Genomic DNA, 20,392 nt, shown 5'->3' with positions numbered 1-20,392 from the left:
AGCCGAAGCAGTGACTTGAGACCCGTTATTGGGAAACAGCTTTCCTTTGGTTAGGGGTCACGGTATAATGGAGGCACATCAACGACTTGGAGGAGTGAATCGAACATGGCTATGTCTTTCGATCAATATATGCGTGACATGATCCAACCGATGCGTGACGAGCTGACGACATTGGGAATCCGCGAACTGCGAACACCGGAGGAAGTGGAAGAAAATCTTCCTAACGCTTCGGGCACAACGCTTGTCGTGATCAACTCGGTCTGCGGCTGCGCCGCCGGCCAATGCCGTCCGGGCGTCGCTCAAGCGCTTCAGCACGAGAAAACGCCGAACAACCTGTTTACGGTATTTGCCGGACAGGATAAAGAAGCAACGGCACAGGCTCGCGAATATTTCGCGCCGTACCCGCCTTCTTCGCCTTCGATCGCGCTGTTCAAGGATGGGGAGCTGGTTCACTTTATCGAGCGCCATTCGATCGAAGACCGTTCCGCCGGCGATATCGCCGACGATCTGACGCGCGCTTTCGATGAATTCTGCGGATAATCCGGGTTTCCGGCGAGTCTTGCGAATGAGGCTCCGGCAGGACGATTGCTGTCCGCCGGGGCTTTTTTTACATAAAATCAGCTTGTTCGATATAAATGAATGTGAAAAAAAACACGGCGTAAGTTCGATGTCAGGCTGTTACGGGTATAATGGTGGAGAGAGCCATATCATTCCGGGTATTCAAAGGAGAGGATTCACGATGAGTTTGCAACAACAAATTATCGCCGAATTGGGCGTGCAGCCTACGATCGATCCGGAAGCGGAGATCCGCAAACGGGTCGACTTCCTGAAACAGTACGTGCTGGCGGCGGGCGCGAACGGCCTTTTGATCGCGATCAGCGGCGGCGTGGACAGCGCAGTCGCAACGGGACTTTGCAAACGCGCAACCGACGAACTGACTGCGGAAAACGGCAAAGAGTTTATTACATTGGGCGTATTCCAGCCCTACGGCGAGCAGTCGGATATCGAGCATAGTTACGCGACGGCAAAAGCTTTTGATTTAACGCATACGGTGGAGACGAATATTCAGGACGCCGTGGACCATGTCTCGCTGACGGTGGAGAAAAGTTTCGAGAAGCTGGATATCAACAATCCGAAAAAAATGACCGACAAAGGCAAAGGCAATATCAAGGCTAGAACGCGCATGGTCGTGCAATACGCGTTGTCGTTCGAGATGAACTTGATCGTCGTGGGCACGGATCATGCGTCCGAAGCCGTAACCGGGTTCTATACGAAGTGGGGCGACGGCGCGGTCGATATTACGCCGTTGTCCACGTTGAACAAGCGCCAAGTCCGCCAGGTAGCGTCCGCGCTGGGCGTTCCGGCGGAGATCGTGACCAAGGCTCCGACGGCCGGACTGTGGGTCGGACAGACCGACGAGACCGAGCTGGGCATCACGTACGACGAGAACAGCGATTATCTGGAAGGCAAAGAAGTATCGCCGAACGTGCAATCGCTGCTGGAGAATTTCTATAAGAGAACGGCGCATAAGCGGAACCCGATTCCGGGGATTTAAGTTACGTAGGTGGGGGGAAGCGAGAAGACTGCGAGAGAAATTCGTTCAATTCGCTGTCTCACTTGGAAAAGTCGATTGTAATTTTGAGTTGAAGTTTTCCAAGTTCAAAGGCGTATTGAACTGAATTTCTCTCTCCGTCTTCTCGCTTCCAGCTACGTTGGAGTTTAGTGGTATGTTAAGAGGACCTGGCCTACAAGGCCGGGTCCTCTTTTTGGATAAGGAATATTCGTTTCAGAATAATTCTCTTTTTGAACTCAGGAAAGATACAATTCAAAGGCCGCGTCGTACTCTTGAGGATGGTATTTCTCGTGGGCGGCCAGGAGTTCGGTTTGGGCGTGTTGGAGGATGGCTTTATATTCGGCGCTTGCGCTACCGTTGCTCGAAAGGCGGCCTACCGCGTCGCGGCTGTGTTCGAAGCTGCGTTCGACCAATGCCCAGTGGCGCGCGTATTCGGCTTTTGTCATGCCGATCAGGGTGAGGATTTTATAGAGTGCGGTGAGCGGTTCGAGATGGGCTTTGACTACGTCGATGGAGAAAGACTGACCCATCGTGAACTTGATCTCGACGTCCAGATCCGCTGTGCCTGCCGTTTCCAGAATGACGTTCGTCGGCGTGTGCTCGAAATAATTGTAGCGCAGAATCTGCCGTTTGCTGCTGATCGCTTTCTCTCCGTCGACGTGGATCATGCCGATGTTGGTGAAGGCATATTCGTCTTTTGCGGATTTGAGCAGGAAATAGAGCTTCTCGTTCATCTCAGTGAAAATGTAAGCTTGAGCTTGGGTATTCGCAAATTCGGACGGAGGAATGACTTTGCATTTGTCGGACATCCCGGTAAGGTCGGAAGTGACGCGGGAGAAAATGTTGCGGGACAAAAAGATTCCACCTTTCGATATGAAGTAGGGTCAATGTATGTATCTTGTTGGAACCTATTTTAACCGATGCGAATCGAGAATCAAAGACCGGAAACAAAACAATGGAATGGAACAGAAAGAGGAACTGGAGTTCGATTGTGTCTCCTGATACAATATAGGGCGATGGAACATAACGGCACGAAGCGGAGGAACGACGGAATGATTTACGGAATCGGTCACGACCTATTGGAAATCGGCCGTGTCGTTCGGGTGTTGGACGGGCGGCAAGGAGAACGCTTTTTGCGGCGGGTGTTGACCCCGGCGGAACTCGGAATCGCGAGAGAACGAGGACCGAGATTAGCGGAATTCGTTTCCGGGCGTTTTGCTGCCAAGGAAGCAATCGTCAAGGCATTAGGCTGCGGAATCGGCCATATGGTCGGGTTTGAAGATATCGAGATCGTTCCCGATAAGCTGGGCAAGCCCGGCGTCACGCTGTCGGAGGAAGCCTGGAACAGGCTGAGCCTGCCGGGAGGGAACGATTATGTCATACATTTGAGCATTACGCATCAACCGGGGATGGCTTCGGCCTTCGCCGTAGTGGAAAGGACGACATCATGAGCAGCAAACCAAACATGGACGCAGAAACAGGAAAAACAGATCAGGCGAATGAAGCGCCGGTCAGCGTATGGGAGCGGATCGTCAGCATCGAAGCCGCGGAGAGTCGGGAGCATTTCAGCCGTGAATTGCTGGTCTGGTACGATCGCAGCAAGCGGGATTTGCCGTGGCGCAGGCATCGCGATCCCTATTTTATCTGGGTATCGGAAATCATGCTTCAGCAGACGCGGGTGGACACGGTGATTCCGTATTTCCATCGCTTTATCGAACGCTTCCCCACGATTCGCGATCTGGCGGAAGCGCCGCAGGAAGACGTGGTGAAGATGTGGGAGGGGCTTGGTTACTACTCCCGGGCGCGGAATCTTCAAGCGGCGGCGCAGCAAATTGTCGAACTGCATGACGGGCAGATGCCTTCGGAGCGGGAACATGTTTTTGCGTTAAAAGGAGTGGGGCCGTATACCGCAGGCGCTATTCTCAGCATTGCGTTCAATCAGCCCGAGCCTGCGGTCGACGGCAACGTGATGCGCGTGTTGTCGCGCTACTTTCTGATCGAGGACGATATCGCCAAGCCCAAGACGCGAATCGGGATGGAGAAGATCATTCCGGGTTTGATTCCCGAAGGACGGGCATCGGATTTTAACCAGGCGCTGATGGAACTCGGAGCGCTGATCTGCACGCCGAAATCGCCGCATTGCCTCATCTGTCCGGTCATGGAGCATTGCCGGGGCCGTATTGAAGGCATGGAGCGCGAGCTGCCGATCAAAACAAAAGCCAAGAAGCCACGGCCTGAGCAGCGTTTGGCTATTTTGCTGGAAGGTTCGGGCGAAAACGAGGGACGCGTGCTTGTTCGCCGTCGTCCCAAGACCGGACTGCTGGCGAGCATGTGGGAAATTCCGCATGTAGCCGCAGCGGGCGAAGACCTGGGCATCGACGTGGCTCAGCTCGAAGAGCTGCTGGAGGATCGCGGGTTGGTCTGGTCGCCGATGACGGCTTACATGACCGCCGAGCATACGTTCAGCCATATTCATTGGACGATGAAGGTGCTGATCGCTCGCGAGCAGCCCGAAGTGTTAGCGCAATTAGCGGCCGAGAGCGGTGTTCCTTATGAAGTAGCGGTACCGGAATCGGCGCTGGAACCGGAGCTGCGTTTCGACGCGGAAGATTCGGGCGAAGAATGGCGTTGGGTGTCGCCGGAAGACATGCGGGAGATTGCTTTTCCGAACTTATTCTCTCATATTTTGAATACGTATTTCACGGATGAAAAAACGCGGGCCAAATAAGCGAACTGCAAAAAAACGCCGATCCCGGAGGATCGGCGTTTTTGCGCGTCGGTTGTTCCGGCTTGACCGGGCAACCGTTTATCGCGATAGGAATCGAAACTTATTTTGCTGCCGCAAAACGCTTCGACACTTCATCCCAGTTGACTACGTTCCAGAACGTCGCGATGTAATCCGGACGTTTGTTTTGGAATTTCAGGTAGTAAGCATGCTCCCAAACGTCCAGGCCGAGGATCGGAGTCAGACCTTCGAAGATCGGGCTGTCTTGGTTTGGCGTGCTTGTTACGGCCAGTTTGCCGTCTTTGCCGACAACCAGCCATGCCCAGCCGCTGCCGAAACGAGTCGTAGCCGCTTTGGCGAAGTCTTCTTTGAATTTATCGAAACCGCCGAGGTCGCTGTCGATTGCCGCAGCCAGGTCGCCGGACGGAGCGCCGCCGCCGTTCGGTCCGATGACGGTCCAGAACAGGCTGTGGTTGTGGTGTCCGCCGCCGTTGTTGCGAACAGCGGTGCGGATGCTTTCCGGTACGCTGTCGAGGTCGCCGATCAGCTCTTCCAGGCTCTTGCTTTGCAGTTCCGGAGCGCTTTCCAGAGCAGCGTTCAGGTTTGTTACGTATGTGTTGTGATGGCGATCGTGGTGGATTTCCATCGTCTGTGCGTCGATATGAGGTTCAAGCGCGTCGTTCGAGTACGGCAGTGCTGGCAGTTCAAAAGCCATGATAAGATTACCTCCTGCTTAAGTTGGATTTAACGACGTTGCCCGGCTGAATGATGTAGTTCACATAGGATGTACATAGGGACGTCCTTACACCTTATTAAACAGGATCACTTTCTTTAAATCAATAGGTCATTTTTTCTCCGTGACTTTTTTAGCGGTAAAAAAGAGCCTCTTAATTGTTAAAAAGATCATAACGATGTAAAAGTCCCTTCGTTTATGATGGAGCGGTGCACGCAGCGCAAAAAATGCGCGAAAAGCGTTTGCATGGTGGCGAAAAAACTCGAAATGCGATACTCTTCAAATAAAAATAATGTTTTTTCGTGTCACTTATGGTTTAATAATCGTGTGAGGAAAGTAAATCCGCTGGCAACCTCGTATTTTTTCTGCCTTTTTTGTAAACTCGCGTCTTTCTTTCTGTAAAAACCTGATTCAAGTAAGCGTTTGCGAAAAGTTTGTACGGATGATTTTCATAGCCGGGTCATGCAACGGCGGATCAGCGTACTGGCCGTTTTAGGCTATGGGACGTCGAAAGCTGCTTTTTTGCATGAGCTGCCATTTCCAAAGAAGAAGGGGATTTAAGCATGAACGTTCGTTCTTTTCAATTGAGTGATTCCAGTCGTATCACGGAACTTCTGCAGGTCGCTTTATCCGAAGAGTGTTACGAAAAGACGATTGGTCCTTTTTCCCGGCAGCTGTCCTGGGATTCGGAACTGATCCTGGTAGCGGAAGACGGAGACGAACTCGTTGGCGTGATGATCGGCACGATCGAGCGCGATATGGGTTGTTACTACCGTATTGCCGTGCATCCGGATTATCGTCGGCAGGGAATCGGCAAAGCATTGGTCGCCAAGCTCGAAGGACGCTTCCAACAGCGCAAAGTCAACAGTATTTTCGTATCGGGCGACGAGCACAATTCGCCGGCGCTGCCGTTGTACGAAGCGATGGGATATGGGGCAAACCGCATCCTGAACGCGTTCCAGAAGCTGAGCATTCTGGCCGTAAACTAAAAGGCAAGCACAAATTCATCCGAGAGCGGGGAGCATTCGGATGCGGCTAACCAGCCGACACGTATACACATATGCGGGTCCCCGGAAAGGAACCGCTTGAACTTGCATAGGCATGCCCGTTCCCTCGGGCGTCTGTACGACGAAACCGTCGGTACGGACGCTGGAGAGCACGGGGATGCTTTTATTTTTTGCAACTCGATTTTCAGGCGGATCCGCGGTAAAATGGAAGAAGCCTCACAGTTGGATACGAACGAAATCGAAAAGCGCTTCCGGAAAAGGCTTGCGATCCGGATCTGGCGCCTTTTTTTGCGGATATGGACGGGATAGGGAAGTAAGGAGGCATCGGGATGAACGAACGGGAAAAAAGCGGAGTCGGGGTACAAACCGCCTCGTGGGAAACACTCAAACAAGAAATTATCGAGGCTGCGCCATCACTCGGAATCGACGACATCGGATTCGCTTCGGCCGATCCTTTTTTGTCGTTAAGGGTCAGATTGGAGCAGCATCGGGCGAAAGGATTCGAATCGGGTTTCGAGGAGCCGGATCTGGACAAAAGAACCTATCCGGCGCTGAGTCACGAGGACCCGCAGTCGTTGATCGCGATTGCGGTGGCGTATCCGTCGAAGCTGGAGAACGCGCCGAAGTCCGAACCGGGACGGACCCGCGGGATGATGGCGCGTTCGGCGTGGGGGCGGGATTATCACTTCGTGCTGCGCGAGGCGATGGACCGACTGGTGGCTTTTATCAAGGAAAAAGTGCCGTGGGCCAGCGTCGTGAATATGGTCGATACCGGCGTGTTGTCCGATCGGGCTGTCGCGCACCGGGCGGGAATCGGCTTTCAGGGAAAAAACTGCATGATTATTTCTCCGAAATACGGCTCATGGATTTACCTGGGCGAACTGATTACGAATATTCCGTTCTCTGCCGACGAGGAAGTTCAAGACGACTGCGGAGACTGCACGCGCTGTATCGACGCTTGCCCGACGGGAGCGTTGGTCGGTCCGGGAGAGTTGAATGCCCAGCGCTGCGTATCGTTCCTGACCCAAACGAAGGGGCTGCTCAGCGAGGAGTTCATGATGAAGATCGGCAATCGGTTGTACGGCTGCGATACCTGCCAGATCGTATGCCCGAAAAACAAAGGCAAGCACTGGCCGCATCATGCCCAGCTTCAGCCGGACCCGGAAAAAGCGAAGCCTCTGCTGCTGCCGATACTGGATCTGAGCAATCGGCAGTTCAAGGAAGAATTCGGTCATACGGCGGCGGCTTGGCGAGGACGGGGACCGATCCAACGCAATGCGGTGATCGCGCTGGGGAATTTCAAAGACGAGACGGCGATGCCGAAGCTTGCGGAGCTGTTGGTCAGCGATCCGCGTCCGGTGATTCGCGGTACGGCTGCGTGGTCGATCGGGCACATCGGAGGCCCTGCAGCGGAAGAGGCTTTACTGGCCGCGCAGCCGCTGGAGCAGGACGCGGAAGTGCTGGAACGGATCGGCCTTGCGCTGAGCGAGGCGCGGGAAGGTCGCAAGCCGCGTCCGGCGAAAGGCGACCCTTCAAGACGCGGACAGGCAGGCGAGCCGGATGCGCGGTTGGGCAGCGGAATGCAAGAGACTGCGGCATCTCAAGCGTCTGATTCAGCGGCTGCGGCGGTTGAAACCGCGAAGACGAGCGAGAGCGGCGAATCTCGAAGCGGGCATGAAGCAGAAGGTAATCTTGCGAACCGGACGGATGTTTCGGTTATTTCCGTCGAGCCTTCCGCGGTTTCTATCCCACGCTCCTCGACCGGGACGCTTTTCTACGACGAAATGCAGTCTCCGATCGGCCCATTGGTGCTGACAACCAGCCAAAAAGGGCTATGCCGCATCGACTTCGGTACGTTCGAGTCCCATGCTGCATCGTTGGAACTCTGGGCTAAGCGATGGTTCGGCATGATCGAGATCGTTCGCAAGCCCGATGCGATCAAGCCGTATAAAAAGCAGCTGTTCGAGTATTTGAAAGGACGGCGAGACGCGTTCGATCTGGAGCTTGACCTACAGGGAACTCCGTTCCAGATTGAGGTCTGGCGTGCGCTTGAGCAGATCGGATACGGCGAGACTGTTTCGTATAAACGGATAGCGGAGGCGGTTGGGCGTCCGACTGCCGTACGAGCCGTAGGCGGTGCGAATAATCGCAATCCCCTTCCGCTTATTCTGCCTTGTCACCGCGTCGTAGGCGCCAACGGCAAGCTGGTCGGTTATGCCGGAGGGCTGGACGCGAAAGAGAAATTGCTCGCGATCGAGCACCGCGGATTGCGCGATGGCGTTGGAAAAGGCCGCTCCGAATCCTAGTTTTCAGCCGGAATTATAAATTGCGGCAACTGCCGCCTCGTGCTACACTTAACTCGTGCGTTCTTGCGCACTTATATAGCCAAAAACGTGGGGTGACATCAACGATGTGGTGGAATTACGTGATACCGATCGTCACATTGATCGTCGGTTTGGTCGGCGGTTTCTTTATCGGTGTGTATTATTTGCGTCGTCAGCTTACAACCATGCAGAACGACCCGCAAATGCTGCAAAAAATGGCCAAGCAGATGGGCTACAACCTGAATGGCAAACAAATGCAGCAGGCGCAGCAAATGATGAAGAAAAACGGTGGCAATATGCCGGGCGGAATGCCTGGCGGCAAAGCGCCGAAAGGCAACGCGTTTCCTCCAAACAACAAGCGGAGAAAATAAGCGCACAGTCCGGAACGTTATAGAGGTTTCGGACCCTGCATTGGCTGGGCCTGTTCTCGGGTCCGGCCTGTGCATTAGGTAAGGAGGAGCGAGGCATGTCCGGCGTTAACGATTATACAAACAAGAAGGTTGGCGACAACCGCGAACAGATCGAGTATCATGTGGCCCAAATCCTGGAGCTGATCGGCGAAAACCCGCAGCGGGAAGGGCTTTTGGATACTCCGGCGCGCGTGACGCGGATGTACGAGGAGATTTTTGCCGGATACGACGTGGACCCGCGCGAAGCGCTGGGCGTCACGTTCGATGAGCATCATGAAGAGCTGGTTATCGTCAAGGATATTGTCTATTATAGCCAGTGCGAACATCACATGGCGCCGTTTTTCGGCAAAATTCATGTGGGCTACATTCCGAACGGCCGCATCGCGGGCTTGAGCAAATTTGCTCGCTTGGCAGAGGCCGTTACGCGTCGCCTGCAAGTGCAGGAACGGATTACCACGCAGATCGCCGATATTTTGGTCGAAGTTCTTCAGCCGAAAGGCGTTATGGTGGTCGTGGAAGGCGAGCATCTGTGCATGTGCGCACGCGGCGTCAAGAAACCGGGCAGCAAGACGGTAACGACGGCTGTTCGCGGCGTTCTTCGCAACGATGCCGCGCAGCGCGCCGAGTGTCTCGGACTGATTAAGAATTGAAATTGATCGGTGAAGCAAGATGAACCTGTCCGGTGCCGGGCGCGGTTTCGAATTATTGTCTTTTAAAAGAGGACGATGGTCGAAAAAACGTGCATCGGCTCGGCAGGTTCTTTTTTCACGCGTAAATAAAAGGAGTGATCAAGGTGAAAAAAACAGCGATAGGCCTAGCTTTGCTGATGCTGCTTGTTCTGACCGCTTGCGGCAAGCCCGCTTGGGTGGGACATCAGGAATCGGAGCCGTTACAAGGCACGGAGCAACTGTTCGACCTCAAGGCTTATGATCCCGATGAAAAGGTAGAGTTGACTTGGGACGGACAGCAGGTAGCGGGAACGTTCGAACGTCACCCGGAACTGCCTGTCGGCGCGTACATACCGGAAGGCGCGACGGCGTTCAAAATGAGCAACGACACGGCGTGGGGCTTTGAAAGCCAGCAGATCTTCATGACCGTTACGAAAAACTCGCTGATCGATGCTTCGTTGATGCGGGATCGTACGGAAGAGCTGATGGGATATAAGGAGTACCGGGGATCGATCAATGATGGGCGCATCGCGGACTTTTTCCAAGTCGATCAGGGCGGAGAGACGTATGTGGTGTCATTCACCTATCTCGACAAGGCCAAGGCGCTTCCGCTGCTGACCGATATGGCGAAAAGTCTTCGGACCGTCGAATAAAGCTTTTTTAAATGGATACCTTAAAGCAGGCCGGAAATTGCACGGTCTGCTTTTTTCTTTGGATAGATAGCGACGGGAATGACTGAAGTATGCGAAAATGAACAAAAGAAGGCAAATTGAGCAGTGTTGCGGCTTCAACGTACTCGTCTAATGTGATTTACGGAGATCGGAAAATCGGATAAGGGGGCTGGCGGCATGGAAAAGGATCGATTGATCGAGGGTACAGGGGACGTGGACGGACAAACGGGTGAATGTTTAGCAGGCACGACTGAATCATCCGCATCCGATTCGATCCACAAGGCATCGCGCACCGAAAACAGAGGGGGATCAGCATGGCCTGCCGGCATTCGAATCTGGACGCCGCCGCTGGAAAGCATGCCGGAAGACGTCATGTTCCCGCTGGCTTGGGAAGAGATGATGTGCCGTCGCGTAGGCGAAGGGGAAGCGCCGATCATGCATATCTGGCGGCATCCGTACGCGTTGACGATCGGGATGCGGGACCGCCGGTTGCCGAGAGCTCCGCAGGCGATGGACAAGCTTCGACGCGAAGGCTGCTCGGTCGCTGTACGGGTATCCGGCGGCGCGGCGGTTCCGTTGGACGAAGGCGTCGTGAACATATCGATCATTTTGCCGAACCCCGATCGCAAGCTGGAGCTGCACGGAGACTTCGAACGGATGGTGTCGCTGATCGCGGGAGCCGCGTCGCCATGGACGAGCGAGGCGAAGGCCGGGGAGATCGCGGGCGCTTTTTGTCCGGGCGATTACGATGTCAGCGTCAATGGACGCAAGTTCTGCGGAATCGCGCAGCGGCGGCAGACGAAGGCTTATATTTTGACGGCTTTCGTGATTGCGGAGGGCAGCGGGGAGGAGCGACGTCGGTTGGCTCGGGAGTTTTATGACGAAGCTTCCGGAATTTTGAGACCCGGACAAGCTTACCCGGATGTGCGCGAAGGCTCCATGGGTAGTCTGGACGAGCTGGCGGGCGTGCCTTCGGCTGAAGCGTATATGGCGTCGTTGGTGGAGCGTATGATCGATGAGGCCGGTGCGACGGTGTTGAGCGCAGGACCGGAGCTGCCGTTTGACGAGTTGGATCGCTTATCGGCGGAGCTTAAAACAAGATATGATCGGGATTGATCGAACGCTGAGCTAATAGATTAGCCGCATCGAAAAAGCCGCTTCCGCAAGCCTTATGATCGATCGGCTGTGGAAACGGCTTTTTTGGTGAATCAGAAATTTGAAAGCGGATGTTGTTTACGGACTGCTAACTTCTCCGACCTCGCCGTTCTTGATCTCCTCCTGGGCCGCCAGGCGGATATCCCCGAGGAAATTGGACACGCGGCGCAGATATTCACGCGGATGCTCGCGGAAGATCAACTCGTGATGCGAATCTTGCACGATCCAGGATCTGGAGTTCGGATTCGTCTGGTTCGCGGCAAGCTGTTCGGCAATCTCGTACGGAGCTTTCGAGTCTTCGGTACCGTGGATAAAGAAGATCGGGATCGGATAATCCTTTTGCTCGACTTCTTTGTACGGAATCTGGTTGAGACTCGTTCCGTTCAGCACCGGGAAGATCATCTGCAAGATTTCAAGCGACGGATGGCGCGGCAGCGCGATGTTTTGACGAATATTGTGGTACAGCGTATCCGGTTGGAGCAGGAAAGCACTGTCCAGGATCATGGCATCGATATCGTCGCTGATCAGCGCGGCTTGAAGCGCAGTGCCGCCGCCCATCGAAAAGCCCCATACGACGACTTGCTCGGCGCCTTTTTGCTTGGCGTACTGAACGGCTCCCAGCAGCTGCTGCGTTTCTTTTTTGCCGCCGGTTGCCACTTCCTTGCTTCCTTGCGAAGCAAAGCCGTAGTCGAACATAATGACGTTGAAGTTGAGTCGGTGCGCGTAATGCGCGATGTCGTACATCGGAATCCAGGTCTCTTCGCGATTGGCTCCATAACCGTGGCTGAGTACGATCGTTTTCTTCGAATCCGCATCGTCAGCCGGAATATACCAGCCTTGCATGATGCGACTTCCGTCGACTGCGGGGAAAGTGACATCCTGATATTCCATGCCTACGGCCTGCTTCGGGTTGGAATAGAGCGGAGCCACGGTGGGGTTGGATAATACCCAAGCAATATAAGCATGCAGCGCGACAAAACAGAAAATCAGAAAGAAAAGAATCGATAAGAACAAAGCCACTGCTATGTTACGCAACCGACGACGGCCCGGCGAAATCTCCTTGACGTGTTCCTCCGTTTGCGAAGCATTGTGCTGCGGCGACGGAGCAACGGTTCCGGAAGCGGGATTCATCGCGGTCTCTCCTTGTCTGGAATTTGGGTCTGAATGTGAAACGTCCGCGGATAGCGTGAGTAGAGCATGTGCTGCAAGAGATCAGATAACTCGAATCTTGTTGAAAAAAGGGATGTGCTTTGTTTTTATGGTATGCTCCGACGCGGCGTAAGTCAAACCTAATCCTTTTATCGGACAGCAGTCGGGTTTGGTGTATGGCGAGAGAGTTGCGGTGGTACGGGAAGCGAGAAGACTGCGAGAGAAATTGCCAGCATAGGCTTCCGAAGTGCATTTCTTCGAAATGCTTCACAAAACGCTGTCTCACCTGGAAAACTGGATTGAAATTTTATAATGGGGTTTTCCAAGTTCAAAGGCGTTTTTCACTGAATTTCTCTCTTCGTCTTCTCGCTTCTAGTCACGGTAGACTTTCTCGCCATGTTTTTTTATGGGTAAGAACCTTGCAAGTGCTAGAGTTTCATAAAAAATATTTTTGTTTCATATGATGAAACGTAAATGTGCTATAGTTAGTAAAGAAAAGAAATGCCGTTGTGTCGACATATTAAGCAAGGCGGAGTCGGAATTCATAGTTCATAGACTGCGCCATATCTTTTATATCAAACGTGAAGACAATCGGTGAAACTCAAAATTTCGATGAGAATCCGGAGAGAAGGTATACCTGTATGGAAGACGGCAAACTGAAAGTTCGCGCCGTTGATCGTGCGCTCGATATATTGTTATGTTTTACCCGTAAAGAAAGTCTGAGTTTGACGGAGATTGCGGGTGAAGTGGAGCTGCATAAAAGCACGGTGCATCGCTTGATGACGACGCTAGAGGAAAAGGGTTTCGTCAGCCGCGATGCGTCGACTGAGAAATATCGGTTAGGGATTAAAATTTGGGAGTTATCTGCGCATTTGTCGAACACGGACGATCCGGCGTTGTTGCTGCTTCCGTCCATGGAAAAGCTGCGGGATGAGCTGGACGAGACGGTCAGCCTGTATGTATTGGACGGACGGGAACGGTTGCGGATTCAGGCCGTGCAGAGCAATCAGGCGATCCGCCGCGTGGCTCCGGTCGGGGCGCGGCTGCCGCTGTATGTGGGTGCTTCGAGCAAGGCGCTTGTTGCTTTCTCCAGCGAGCGGGAGCAGGAGCATATCTTAAGCGATCCGATCTGGCCGGATAGCGTTAGCCGCACGGCGTTTCGCGATCAGCTGCGGGTGATTCGGGCACGAGGCTATGCGATGAGCGTGGAAGAGCGGGAACAGGGGGCGACTTCGGTTGCGGCTCCGATCTTTGATTTGAAAGGCAACCTGGCAGCGGCTTTGTCGGTGTCGGGACCATTGGCCCGGCTTCCGGTGGAGAAGCTGGAGAGTTACGCGCCGCTGTTGATGGAGCGGGCGCGGGAGATGGGCATGATGATTAGAGGGTGAGGGAAGCACCGGGTTGCTTCCGGGGCGTAAAGTCCTGTTCGTTGTAAAGGCCTGGGGCGGCGGCGGGAGAAATTCGTTCAAGGCGCTGTCTCACCTGGAGGATTAGGATAGAAATGCACATTCCGATCCTAATCCTCCGGGTTCAAAGGCCAACGTGCTGCCGGACGTTACTGCAGGCTTTCTTCGAAATCCTGTATTTCACTGAATTTCTCTCTCTGCCTGGAGCCTTTACAAGGGCGGAATTTCAAGGAAGCAAATAGGGCTTCTTGGTTAAGCGGGTTGAAGGGATTGAGAAAAGCAGGTTGATTTCCTTGTGTTAGAGGAAATCAACCTGCTTTTCTTTGTATGAAGTGGATCGAGAGCGCGAGTGTTTTGGTGATTTCAGAGCTGGAAGTTTGTTAACCGCGTGGAGCCACGTTTGCGACGTTTAACGGATCGTAGCGACGCTTAAAGGCTTGAATTTGGAGTTTCAGAATTCTAACGGATCGAGGTGAAGCTTAGCCGCTGAAAATCGAGTTTTTACGTGTTAAAAACGTCTTTTTTCCGTCTAAGCGGCAGTAGAATCCGTTAAAACTTTGAGGGAGGCGAAAATGGGGTTCTAAAGGAATGACGATCCGTTAGAGATTGGCGTGCCTGATTGTGTCGCCCTCCGCACGGAGAGCGACACAATCAGGCACGAAGGCGACAACAACGAGTATGTTTCAATCCACGCCCTCCGTACGGAGAGCGACTCTTTCGACAATGCGATTAAAAGCGTCGTTGACCCGTTTCAATCCACGCCCTCCGTACGGAGAGCGACAATTTGAATACGCAATGAGCGACGTTCTTGAGCTGTTTCAATCCACGCCCTCCGTGCGGAGAGCGACAAATATTTGCCAAAAGATTGTTCCGAATTATTTTGTTTCAATCCACGCCCTCCACACGGAGAGCGACTCAATGCTACATAGTCGTTACCGAACACCAGGGCGTTTCAATCCACGCCCTCCACACGGAGAGCGACTGTATGACGGACGCGGTTCGCGAGTTTGCTCAGAGTTTCAATCCACGCCCTCCACACGGAGAGCGACTACACATGAGCTTGTGGACGGCCTCTTTTTCGACAGTTTCAATCCACGCCCTCCACACGGAGAGCGACAGGGTAAGTCCAGTCTTCAATGGATTCTTGGCTTTGTTTCAATCCACGCCCTCCACACGGAGAGCGACTGCACCCACTTTTACCCCTTGCCCCGCAAGGCTTTCAAAGGTCAAAAGTGCGAAGCTCGAAATTAGCGTATCCAAAACTGGACAAAAACACAAGTTACAGGGCTAAAAGCCTTATGCCATGCGGGGTGCGAACCTACTGGGGATTTCATGGGAGCTTCAGGTTCGCGCTTTTCAACACGGGTTTAGGCTTCTATTCCTCGGCTAATCCTTTTACATATCCGATAAACTCCCGCACCGGGGCGGAATAAATCGGTTCGTCCCGGTAAGCCAAACAAATCCGTCTACGATTCACGTAGCCGGGAAGCGGGCGGCGGATCAGCTCGCCGTTCGCCGTTTCGCGAAGCACGCTGCGGAGAGGGAGGACGGCTACGCTGTCGTTGCAGCGCAGCGTCTCTTTGATCGTCTCGATCGCTCCAAGCTCCATCGCGGAAGAGAAGGTCAGGCCGATTTCTTGCGCCCAATGCTCGGTCAGGCGACGGGAGGTGGAGCCGGGTTCGTGCAGCAGAAAGGTCTGGTCGGTCAGGTTGTCTACGGATAGTTCGGCTTCGGTGCTGAGCGGGTGGGAGGGGTTCATGACTAATTGAAGCTCGTCTTCGATCAGAGGAACGACGATCAGGCCTTTTTCCTCTCCGTCCGGCAGCGATACGACAGCGGCGTCGATCTCGTAGCCGCGCAGCATCGCCAACGTATCGCCTGCTTGTTTGACGGTGAGCTGTAGCTCGATGTTCGGATTAAGCTGGCGGAATTCGGCGAGATACGGCGGCATAAAGTAGGTGGCCGGCGTATAGCTGGCTCCAAGACGCAGGCGGGCGCGTTCGCGTCCCGACCGGGATTTCATCTGGCGCCGCGCTTCATCCATGAGGGTCACGATGCGTCTGGCGTAAGGTAACAGCTCCTCTGCGGCTTCGGTCGGTTGAAGGGTGCGCGCTTGTTTACGAAATAGTTCGACGCCGAGTTCTTCCTCCAATTTGCGCAGATGGAAGCTGACGGTAGGCTGCTTGAGTTCAAGTCGTTCCGCCGCCGCGCTCAATGTGCCGACCCGGCAAATCTCCAAAAACACTTTCAACTGCTGCACGTTCATGCTTCTTTTTCCTCCCCCAAACGTCTATCACGCTCGAAGTATAGAATTTATCTTGATTAAAAACAATACGTATAGATAGATTTAATAAAACTCCTCGTTACGCTTTACGACGTTCTTACATTGCCCTGATAAAGTGAAAGCAAGAAAGAAATCCAGACGGATACAGGAGGCTTACTCATTCATGAAACTTTGGAAAACGAAATCGGCTGCGACGCTTGGACTGCTACTTCTCACTTTTACGACAGCATGCGGCAACGGAGCAAGTCAACCGACGGCTCAGGCTTCGACCGACGCTGCGGCAGCAACGGCAGCGACAACATCTACGGAAACTACGGCAACAGCAGATGCAAAACCCGCAGCCGGCGAGGAAATCACGGTCTACCTGAACGATTTCGATGCGGTGATCGGCGACATGTTCGAGAAGAAGACAGGTTACAAGCTGAACGTCGTGGTTGGTAACGGTGCCGAGATCATGTCGAGAGTCGAAGCGGAAAAAGGCAACCCGCAGTGGGACGTTCTCTGGATCGACTCCATGCCTTCCGTATACGGACTGGATCAGAAGGGACAACTGCTGCAAGACTGGACGCCGGAAAACGTAGGCAACCTGAAAGACACCTTTGAAGCGCAAGTACCGGACGACAAATCGTATTATCCGACAGGCGCGCATGCGGCAGGCGTACTCGTGTATAACACGAACGAAATCTCCGAAGCCGACGCTCCGAAATCGTGGGAAGACTTGACCAAGGATACGTACAAAGATCTGATCGGAACGGCAGATCCTGCGATCGCGGCTCCGGCTTATCCGTTCGTGTCGTGGTTCTTCGAAAATAAAGGCATGGAAGGCGGACAGGACTACTTCGGTACGATGATGCAAAACGGAATGCGCGTGTATCCGAAAAATCCGCAGGTCGCTCAAGCGCTGACCGCCGGAGAAGTGGACGTAGCGATGCTGCAAGAAACGAATGCCTACTCGCTCGTAAACGCGGGGGAGCCGATTGAGATCATTTGGCCGGAAGAAGGAGCGCCGGGTTCGGTACGCGTAGCGGCGATTCAGAAGGACACGAAGCATGCGGCCGTAGCCAAAGAATTCGTCAACTTCCTGCTTGATCCCGAAGTTCAGCAGCAGCTGATCAATGAAGGCGACGAGAGCTACTTCGAACCGTCCGCGGAAGGCGTGGAAACGAAGGAAGACCGCGAACCGGATGCCAAACTGAACATCGCCGATGCTGCTTGGGCCAGCGAGCATGAAGCGGAAATCAAACAATGGTTCGCCGATCAGGCGATTCAATAAGCGGCCACTATGCTTCGATTAAACGCAAATAAGCTCGGCTGGATCGTCACGATCGTTCTGGCCGTGCTGGTTCTTTTCCCGCTGGCGGCAGTCATCATTCAGGTGCTGCTGCCCGGGATTTTCTTCGGCTCACTGAACTTCGGAGATATCGGCCTGCTGTTGGAATTGTTTGAACGTCCGTTATGGCGCAAATCGCTGGAGAATTCGCTGATCCTCGGTCTCGGCACGGCTGTGCTCGGTACGCTTCTCGGCACGGTGCTGGCGATGGCGCGCATGCAATGGAAGTTCCCCGGCGCGAGATGGCTGGATGCCGCGGTCTGGGTGTTGTTTATCATGCCTTCGTTCATTCTGGCGCAAGGTTGGATCATGTTCTCGACAGGCAACGGATTGGCGGCTTCCCTATTCGGATGGCATTGGGTCACGGCAGCGGTTTTCCAACCGGCCGGCCTGATCGTCATCATGACTTTGAGCAAGTTCCCGTTGGCCTACTTAAGCGTGAAGGCGGCCATGGAATGGAAAGTTGAAATGTTATCCGACGCGGCACGGCTGTGCGGAGCAGGTCCTTTTAAAGTATGGAGGACGGTTCAGGCGCCTCTGCTGCTTCCGGCAATTCTTTCGGGTATGGCGCTCGTCTTCATGGACACGATCGGCGATTTCGGCCTTCCGTCCGCCGTAGCGGCCGTATATCGTTTCCCGACGTTACCGTATTCCATTTACTCTGCCATTTATACGTCGCCGATTCGCTTTGATATGGCCGGCGTACTTTCCTTATATTTGGTTGCCTTGATTGCGGTCGCGATGCTGTTACAATTCTGGGTGCTGCGCCGCTCGCGTTATGACGTGTTAAGCGGACGCGCCGTGCCTTCCGTTCCGAAGCCTGCCGGGCGCCGCATGACATGGGCACTGGCAATCGGAAACGCGCTGCTTCTATTCGTCGTGATCGGGATTCCGATTGGATCGAGCATCGTGACCTCTTTGCTCAAGATCCAAACGAACGGCTTGACGGCTTCCAACCTGACCTTGCAAAACTATGCATCGTTGCTCTCTGAAGGAAGTTCGCTGTTACCGGGTCTCGGACGCTCGCTTCTGATCGCCGGATCGGCAGCTGTTATCGGTCTAGTCGTGGGCTTGGGTGCAAGCTTCGTCCTATCGTATTCAAGATTCCGGTTCAAACGCGGCATTGAGACCGCATCCTTGATCTCGTTCGCCGTCCCCGGCGTCGTGCTCGGCATCGGCTACATCTTCGTCTGGAACCAACCGTGGCTGGAAAGCCTGGGCATCCGTTTGTACGGGAAGCCCGGCATTCTCGTATTGGCGGCGATCGCGGGCGCGATTCCGGTGATCACCCGCGTCATGACCGGAGCAATGGCGAAGGTACCGGAAAGCCTGCTCGACGCGGCCCAGATGCAGGGAGGCTCGCTGATCAGCCGCATCCGGCATATCCTGGCTCCGTTGGTGCGCGGCGCGTTGATCTCGGCAGGACTTGCGGCATTCGGCGCTTGCGTGTTCGATCTGGCCGTCAACTCAATCCTGTTCCCGCCGAACTTCGAAACGCTGCCGGTAGCCATCGACGACGCGTTCGAAGATCTGCGCTTCGGGTATGCTTCGGCAGCGACCGTTGCGGGAGGCGGCCTCGTCGTCTGCATCATCATGATTCTCGAACGATTACTCCGCAGAAAAGAGGCGAGCGCATGAGCGCATTGAATGAAAAGATCAACCCGGAAGGCCGTCGCCAGGCATCCAGCGAAGTCCCGGAATCCTCTAACGGAAGAAGGAGTGCTTCAACTGCTCCGTTGCTGCTGGATATCCGCGACGTCAAAAAACACTACGGCAAATTCCAAGCGCTCAAAGGCGTATCCCTCGATCTGCGCGAAGGCGAGATCATCAGCGTGCTCGGCCCGTCGGGCTGCGGCAAATCGACGTTGCTCCAACTGGTGGCGGGACTGGCGAAGCCGGACGGCGGCGAGATTCTATTGTCGGGCCAACGCATCGCTTCCGCATCCGGCATGATTCCTCCGGAAAAACGCGGCGTGAACATGGTCTTCCAAGATTACGCCCTTTGGCCGCATATGAGCGTGTTCGACAATATTGCTTATGGGTTGAAACAGAAAAAAATGGATCGTGCAGCGATTCGAGCTAAGGTTGAGGAGGCGTTGGACTTACTGCGTCTGAACGGTCTGCAAGACCGACTGCCGCCGCAATTGTCCGGCGGCCAACAGCAGCGTGTGGCGATCGCGCGCGCTATCGTCACCGAGCCTCGCCTGATGCTGCTCGACGAGCCGCTGTCCAATCTCGACATGCGTTTGCGCATCGAGATGCGCACCGAAATGGCGGTGTTGTTCCGGCGCCTCGGCATTAGCGTGTTCCATGTCACGCATGATCCCGAAGAAGCTTTCGCCATGGCCGACCGCTTGCTCATCATGCGAGAAGGCGCCATCGACCAATTTGCTTCCCCGGAAGAATGCTTCGGCCGCCCGGCAAGCCGCGAAGCCGCTTCGCTGCTCGGCGCAATCAATCGCTTGGAAGGAACGTTCGAATCCGTCTCCGGCGGCAGGCTTGCCCTGCGCACGGACGCAGGTCTGGTTCCCGGCATCTTTTGCGGCTCGGGCGAAGCTCCGCAGCCCGGCGAGCGCGGCGAACTGCGTTTCCGCCCGGAAGAACTCAAAACCGAAGCCGAACTAGCATTGATTTCCAGACATGCCCATAGCCTCAACCCAAGCCATCTCGAAGCCGTCAACGCTTCTTCCGAAGCAGCATCCCTGCATGAATTTGCGCCTGCCGGAACCCTAACGTTCCGCATCGTACACGGTACCTTCGAAGGTACCCGCTGGCGCTCCCTGGCCGAGACCCAAGCCGGAGACCGTGCTTACCTGCTTCACGCTTCACCCGTAACCCCGGGTCAAGAGGTCACATTAACCCTCCCGGCCCAAGCCGCATTGTTGTACCGTGCTTGAATGTTATCTTAAAATTGTTTGAACGCTTGGGGCGTTCACCTGGACGCCCCAAGCCGTCCA

Annotated in this window: 18 protein-coding genes and 1 CRISPR repeat array; of the genes, 14 read left to right on the top strand and 4 right to left on the bottom strand. The window is 54.4% G+C overall.

Annotation, left to right across the window (positions count from 1 at the left end; translation table 11 throughout):
- The first annotated feature begins 105 nt into the window (after nucleotides 1-105).
- Together SACSAC_RS07025 and nadE are read left to right on the top strand one after the other, a co-directional pair.
- Nucleotides 106-540 (top strand): BrxA/BrxB family bacilliredoxin, encoded by a 435-nt coding sequence (locus tag SACSAC_RS07025; protein ID WP_037284903.1) that lies wholly within the window; start codon nucleotides 106-108, stop codon nucleotides 538-540.
- 199 nt (nucleotides 541-739) lie between these two features.
- Nucleotides 740-1,555 (top strand): ammonia-dependent NAD(+) synthetase, encoded by an 816-nt coding sequence (gene nadE, locus SACSAC_RS07020; RefSeq protein WP_037284902.1) that lies wholly within the window; start codon nucleotides 740-742, stop codon nucleotides 1,553-1,555.
- Nucleotides 1,556-1,809: 254 nt separating this feature from the next.
- Here nadE and SACSAC_RS07015 read toward each other — a convergent pair whose 3' ends face one another.
- Nucleotides 1,810-2,427 (bottom strand): PH domain-containing protein, encoded by a 618-nt coding sequence (locus SACSAC_RS07015; protein WP_051506935.1) that lies wholly within the window; start codon nucleotides 2,425-2,427, stop codon nucleotides 1,810-1,812.
- Nucleotides 2,428-2,625: 198 nt separating this feature from the next.
- On the opposite strand from SACSAC_RS07015, the gene acpS reads away from it, so the two are divergent.
- On the top strand, nucleotides 2,626-3,024 hold the full coding sequence (gene acpS / locus SACSAC_RS07010) for a holo-ACP synthase (protein WP_037284901.1): 399 nt from the start codon (nucleotides 2,626-2,628) through the stop codon (nucleotides 3,022-3,024).
- Nucleotides 3,025-3,110: 86 nt separating this feature from the next.
- A complete protein-coding gene (gene mutY / locus SACSAC_RS07005; RefSeq protein ID WP_037292268.1) occupies nucleotides 3,111-4,301 on the top strand; it encodes an A/G-specific adenine glycosylase in 1,191 nt (396 codons plus the stop codon).
- A gap of 100 nt (nucleotides 4,302-4,401) precedes the next feature.
- Here the strand turns inward: mutY and SACSAC_RS07000 are convergent, their stop codons facing one another.
- On the bottom strand, nucleotides 4,402-5,013 hold the full coding sequence (locus SACSAC_RS07000; protein WP_037284900.1) for a superoxide dismutase: 612 nt from the start codon (nucleotides 5,011-5,013) through the stop codon (nucleotides 4,402-4,404).
- Nucleotides 5,014-5,594: 581 nt separating this feature from the next.
- On the opposite strand from SACSAC_RS07000, the gene SACSAC_RS06995 reads away from it, so the two are divergent.
- The 6 genes from SACSAC_RS06995 to SACSAC_RS06965 all read left to right on the top strand — a co-directional run bounded on the left by SACSAC_RS06995 (nucleotide 5,595) and on the right by SACSAC_RS06965 (nucleotide 11,227).
- Nucleotides 5,595-6,020 (top strand): GNAT family N-acetyltransferase, encoded by a 426-nt coding sequence (locus tag SACSAC_RS06995; RefSeq protein ID WP_037284898.1) that lies wholly within the window; start codon nucleotides 5,595-5,597, stop codon nucleotides 6,018-6,020.
- 347 nt (nucleotides 6,021-6,367) lie between these two features.
- Nucleotides 6,368-8,344, top strand: coding sequence for a tRNA epoxyqueuosine(34) reductase QueG (gene queG, locus SACSAC_RS06985; RefSeq protein WP_037284894.1), 1,977 nt, complete (start codon nucleotides 6,368-6,370; stop codon nucleotides 8,342-8,344).
- A gap of 104 nt (nucleotides 8,345-8,448) precedes the next feature.
- Nucleotides 8,449-8,733, top strand: a complete 285-nt coding sequence (locus tag SACSAC_RS06980; RefSeq protein WP_037284892.1) for a YneF family protein — start codon at nucleotides 8,449-8,451, stop codon at nucleotides 8,731-8,733.
- Between the two features lie 95 nt (nucleotides 8,734-8,828).
- The gene (gene folE, locus SACSAC_RS06975) at nucleotides 8,829-9,422 is read left to right on the top strand and encodes a GTP cyclohydrolase I FolE (protein ID WP_037284891.1); all 594 of its coding nucleotides are present in this window, start codon (nucleotides 8,829-8,831) and stop codon (nucleotides 9,420-9,422) included.
- Nucleotides 9,423-9,565: 143 nt separating this feature from the next.
- Nucleotides 9,566-10,093, top strand: coding sequence for a hypothetical protein (locus tag SACSAC_RS06970; protein ID WP_037284890.1), 528 nt, complete (start codon nucleotides 9,566-9,568; stop codon nucleotides 10,091-10,093).
- A gap of 195 nt (nucleotides 10,094-10,288) precedes the next feature.
- Entirely contained in the window at nucleotides 10,289-11,227 is a 939-nt protein-coding gene (locus tag SACSAC_RS06965; protein WP_245608595.1) for a lipoate--protein ligase family protein, read from the top strand.
- 117 nt (nucleotides 11,228-11,344) lie between these two features.
- On the opposite strand, the gene SACSAC_RS06960 is transcribed toward SACSAC_RS06965, so the two are convergent.
- Nucleotides 11,345-12,397 (bottom strand): alpha/beta hydrolase, encoded by a 1,053-nt coding sequence (locus SACSAC_RS06960; protein ID WP_037284888.1) that lies wholly within the window; start codon nucleotides 12,395-12,397, stop codon nucleotides 11,345-11,347.
- A 659-nt stretch (nucleotides 12,398-13,056) separates the two neighbouring features.
- On the opposite strand from SACSAC_RS06960, the gene SACSAC_RS06955 reads away from it, so the two are divergent.
- Complete coding sequence (locus SACSAC_RS06955; RefSeq protein WP_037284886.1) at nucleotides 13,057-13,803, top strand: IclR family transcriptional regulator; 747 nt, start codon at nucleotides 13,057-13,059, stop codon at nucleotides 13,801-13,803.
- Between the two features lie 698 nt (nucleotides 13,804-14,501).
- Nucleotides 14,502-15,007: direct repeats of the CRISPR family, unit length 34 nt; unit sequence GTTTCAATCCACGCCCTCCACACGGAGAGCGACT.
- A 189-nt stretch (nucleotides 15,008-15,196) separates the two neighbouring features.
- On the opposite strand, the gene SACSAC_RS06950 is transcribed toward SACSAC_RS06955, so the two are convergent.
- Nucleotides 15,197-16,087 carry a LysR family transcriptional regulator gene (locus tag SACSAC_RS06950; protein ID WP_037284884.1) on the bottom strand — a complete coding sequence of 297 codons (891 nt, stop codon included), beginning with the start codon at nucleotides 16,085-16,087 and terminating at the stop codon, nucleotides 15,197-15,199.
- A 181-nt stretch (nucleotides 16,088-16,268) separates the two neighbouring features.
- Here SACSAC_RS06950 and SACSAC_RS06945 point away from each other — a divergent pair, with 181 nt between their 5' ends.
- From SACSAC_RS06945 to SACSAC_RS06935, 3 genes are read left to right on the top strand one after another with little or no spacing between them, the layout of a single operon-like run.
- Nucleotides 16,269-17,378 carry an extracellular solute-binding protein gene (locus SACSAC_RS06945; protein ID WP_037284882.1) on the top strand — a complete coding sequence of 370 codons (1,110 nt, stop codon included), beginning with the start codon at nucleotides 16,269-16,271 and terminating at the stop codon, nucleotides 17,376-17,378.
- 9 nt (nucleotides 17,379-17,387) lie between these two features.
- On the top strand, nucleotides 17,388-19,073 hold the full coding sequence (locus SACSAC_RS06940) for an ABC transporter permease (protein ID WP_037284874.1): 1,686 nt from the start codon (nucleotides 17,388-17,390) through the stop codon (nucleotides 19,071-19,073).
- Nucleotides 19,070-20,332 carry an ABC transporter ATP-binding protein gene (locus tag SACSAC_RS06935; protein ID WP_084777950.1) on the top strand — a complete coding sequence of 421 codons (1,263 nt, stop codon included), beginning with the start codon at nucleotides 19,070-19,072 and terminating at the stop codon, nucleotides 20,330-20,332. Before SACSAC_RS06940 ends, SACSAC_RS06935 begins: the two co-directional genes overlap by 4 nt.
- Nucleotides 20,333-20,392: the final 60 nt, after the last annotated feature.

It is taken from the genome of Saccharibacillus sacchari DSM 19268 (assembly GCF_000585395.1).
Lineage (GTDB): Bacteria > Bacillota > Bacilli > Paenibacillales > Paenibacillaceae > Saccharibacillus > Saccharibacillus sacchari.
This window is presented reverse-complemented; position numbering and strand designations above follow the sequence as displayed.

Excerpts from the sequence above, each read along its gene's own strand:
- SACSAC_RS06965 (WP_245608595.1), top strand. The coding sequence starts at position 10,289 with ATGGAAAAGGATCGATTGATCGAGGGTACAGGGGACGTGGACGGACAA.
- SACSAC_RS07025 (WP_037284903.1), top strand. The coding sequence starts at position 106 with ATGGCTATGTCTTTCGATCAATATATGCGTGACATGATCCAACCGATG.
- SACSAC_RS06950 (WP_037284884.1), bottom strand. The coding sequence starts at position 16,087 with ATGAACGTGCAGCAGTTGAAAGTGTTTTTGGAGATTTGCCGGGTCGGC.
- nadE (WP_037284902.1), top strand. The coding sequence starts at position 740 with ATGAGTTTGCAACAACAAATTATCGCCGAATTGGGCGTGCAGCCTACG.
- SACSAC_RS07000 (WP_037284900.1), bottom strand. The coding sequence starts at position 5,013 with ATGGCTTTTGAACTGCCAGCACTGCCGTACTCGAACGACGCGCTTGAA.
- SACSAC_RS06940 (WP_037284874.1), top strand. The coding sequence starts at position 17,388 with ATGCTTCGATTAAACGCAAATAAGCTCGGCTGGATCGTCACGATCGTT.
- SACSAC_RS06955 (WP_037284886.1), top strand. The coding sequence starts at position 13,057 with ATGGAAGACGGCAAACTGAAAGTTCGCGCCGTTGATCGTGCGCTCGAT.
- SACSAC_RS06960 (WP_037284888.1), bottom strand. The coding sequence starts at position 12,397 with ATGAATCCCGCTTCCGGAACCGTTGCTCCGTCGCCGCAGCACAATGCT.
- queG (WP_037284894.1), top strand. The coding sequence starts at position 6,368 with ATGAACGAACGGGAAAAAAGCGGAGTCGGGGTACAAACCGCCTCGTGG.
- SACSAC_RS06995 (WP_037284898.1), top strand. The coding sequence starts at position 5,595 with ATGAACGTTCGTTCTTTTCAATTGAGTGATTCCAGTCGTATCACGGAA.
- acpS (WP_037284901.1), top strand. The coding sequence starts at position 2,626 with ATGATTTACGGAATCGGTCACGACCTATTGGAAATCGGCCGTGTCGTT.
- SACSAC_RS06980 (WP_037284892.1), top strand. The coding sequence starts at position 8,449 with ATGTGGTGGAATTACGTGATACCGATCGTCACATTGATCGTCGGTTTG.
- SACSAC_RS06945 (WP_037284882.1), top strand. The coding sequence starts at position 16,269 with ATGAAACTTTGGAAAACGAAATCGGCTGCGACGCTTGGACTGCTACTT.
- folE (WP_037284891.1), top strand. The coding sequence starts at position 8,829 with ATGTCCGGCGTTAACGATTATACAAACAAGAAGGTTGGCGACAACCGC.
- SACSAC_RS06935 (WP_084777950.1), top strand. The coding sequence starts at position 19,070 with ATGAGCGCATTGAATGAAAAGATCAACCCGGAAGGCCGTCGCCAGGCA.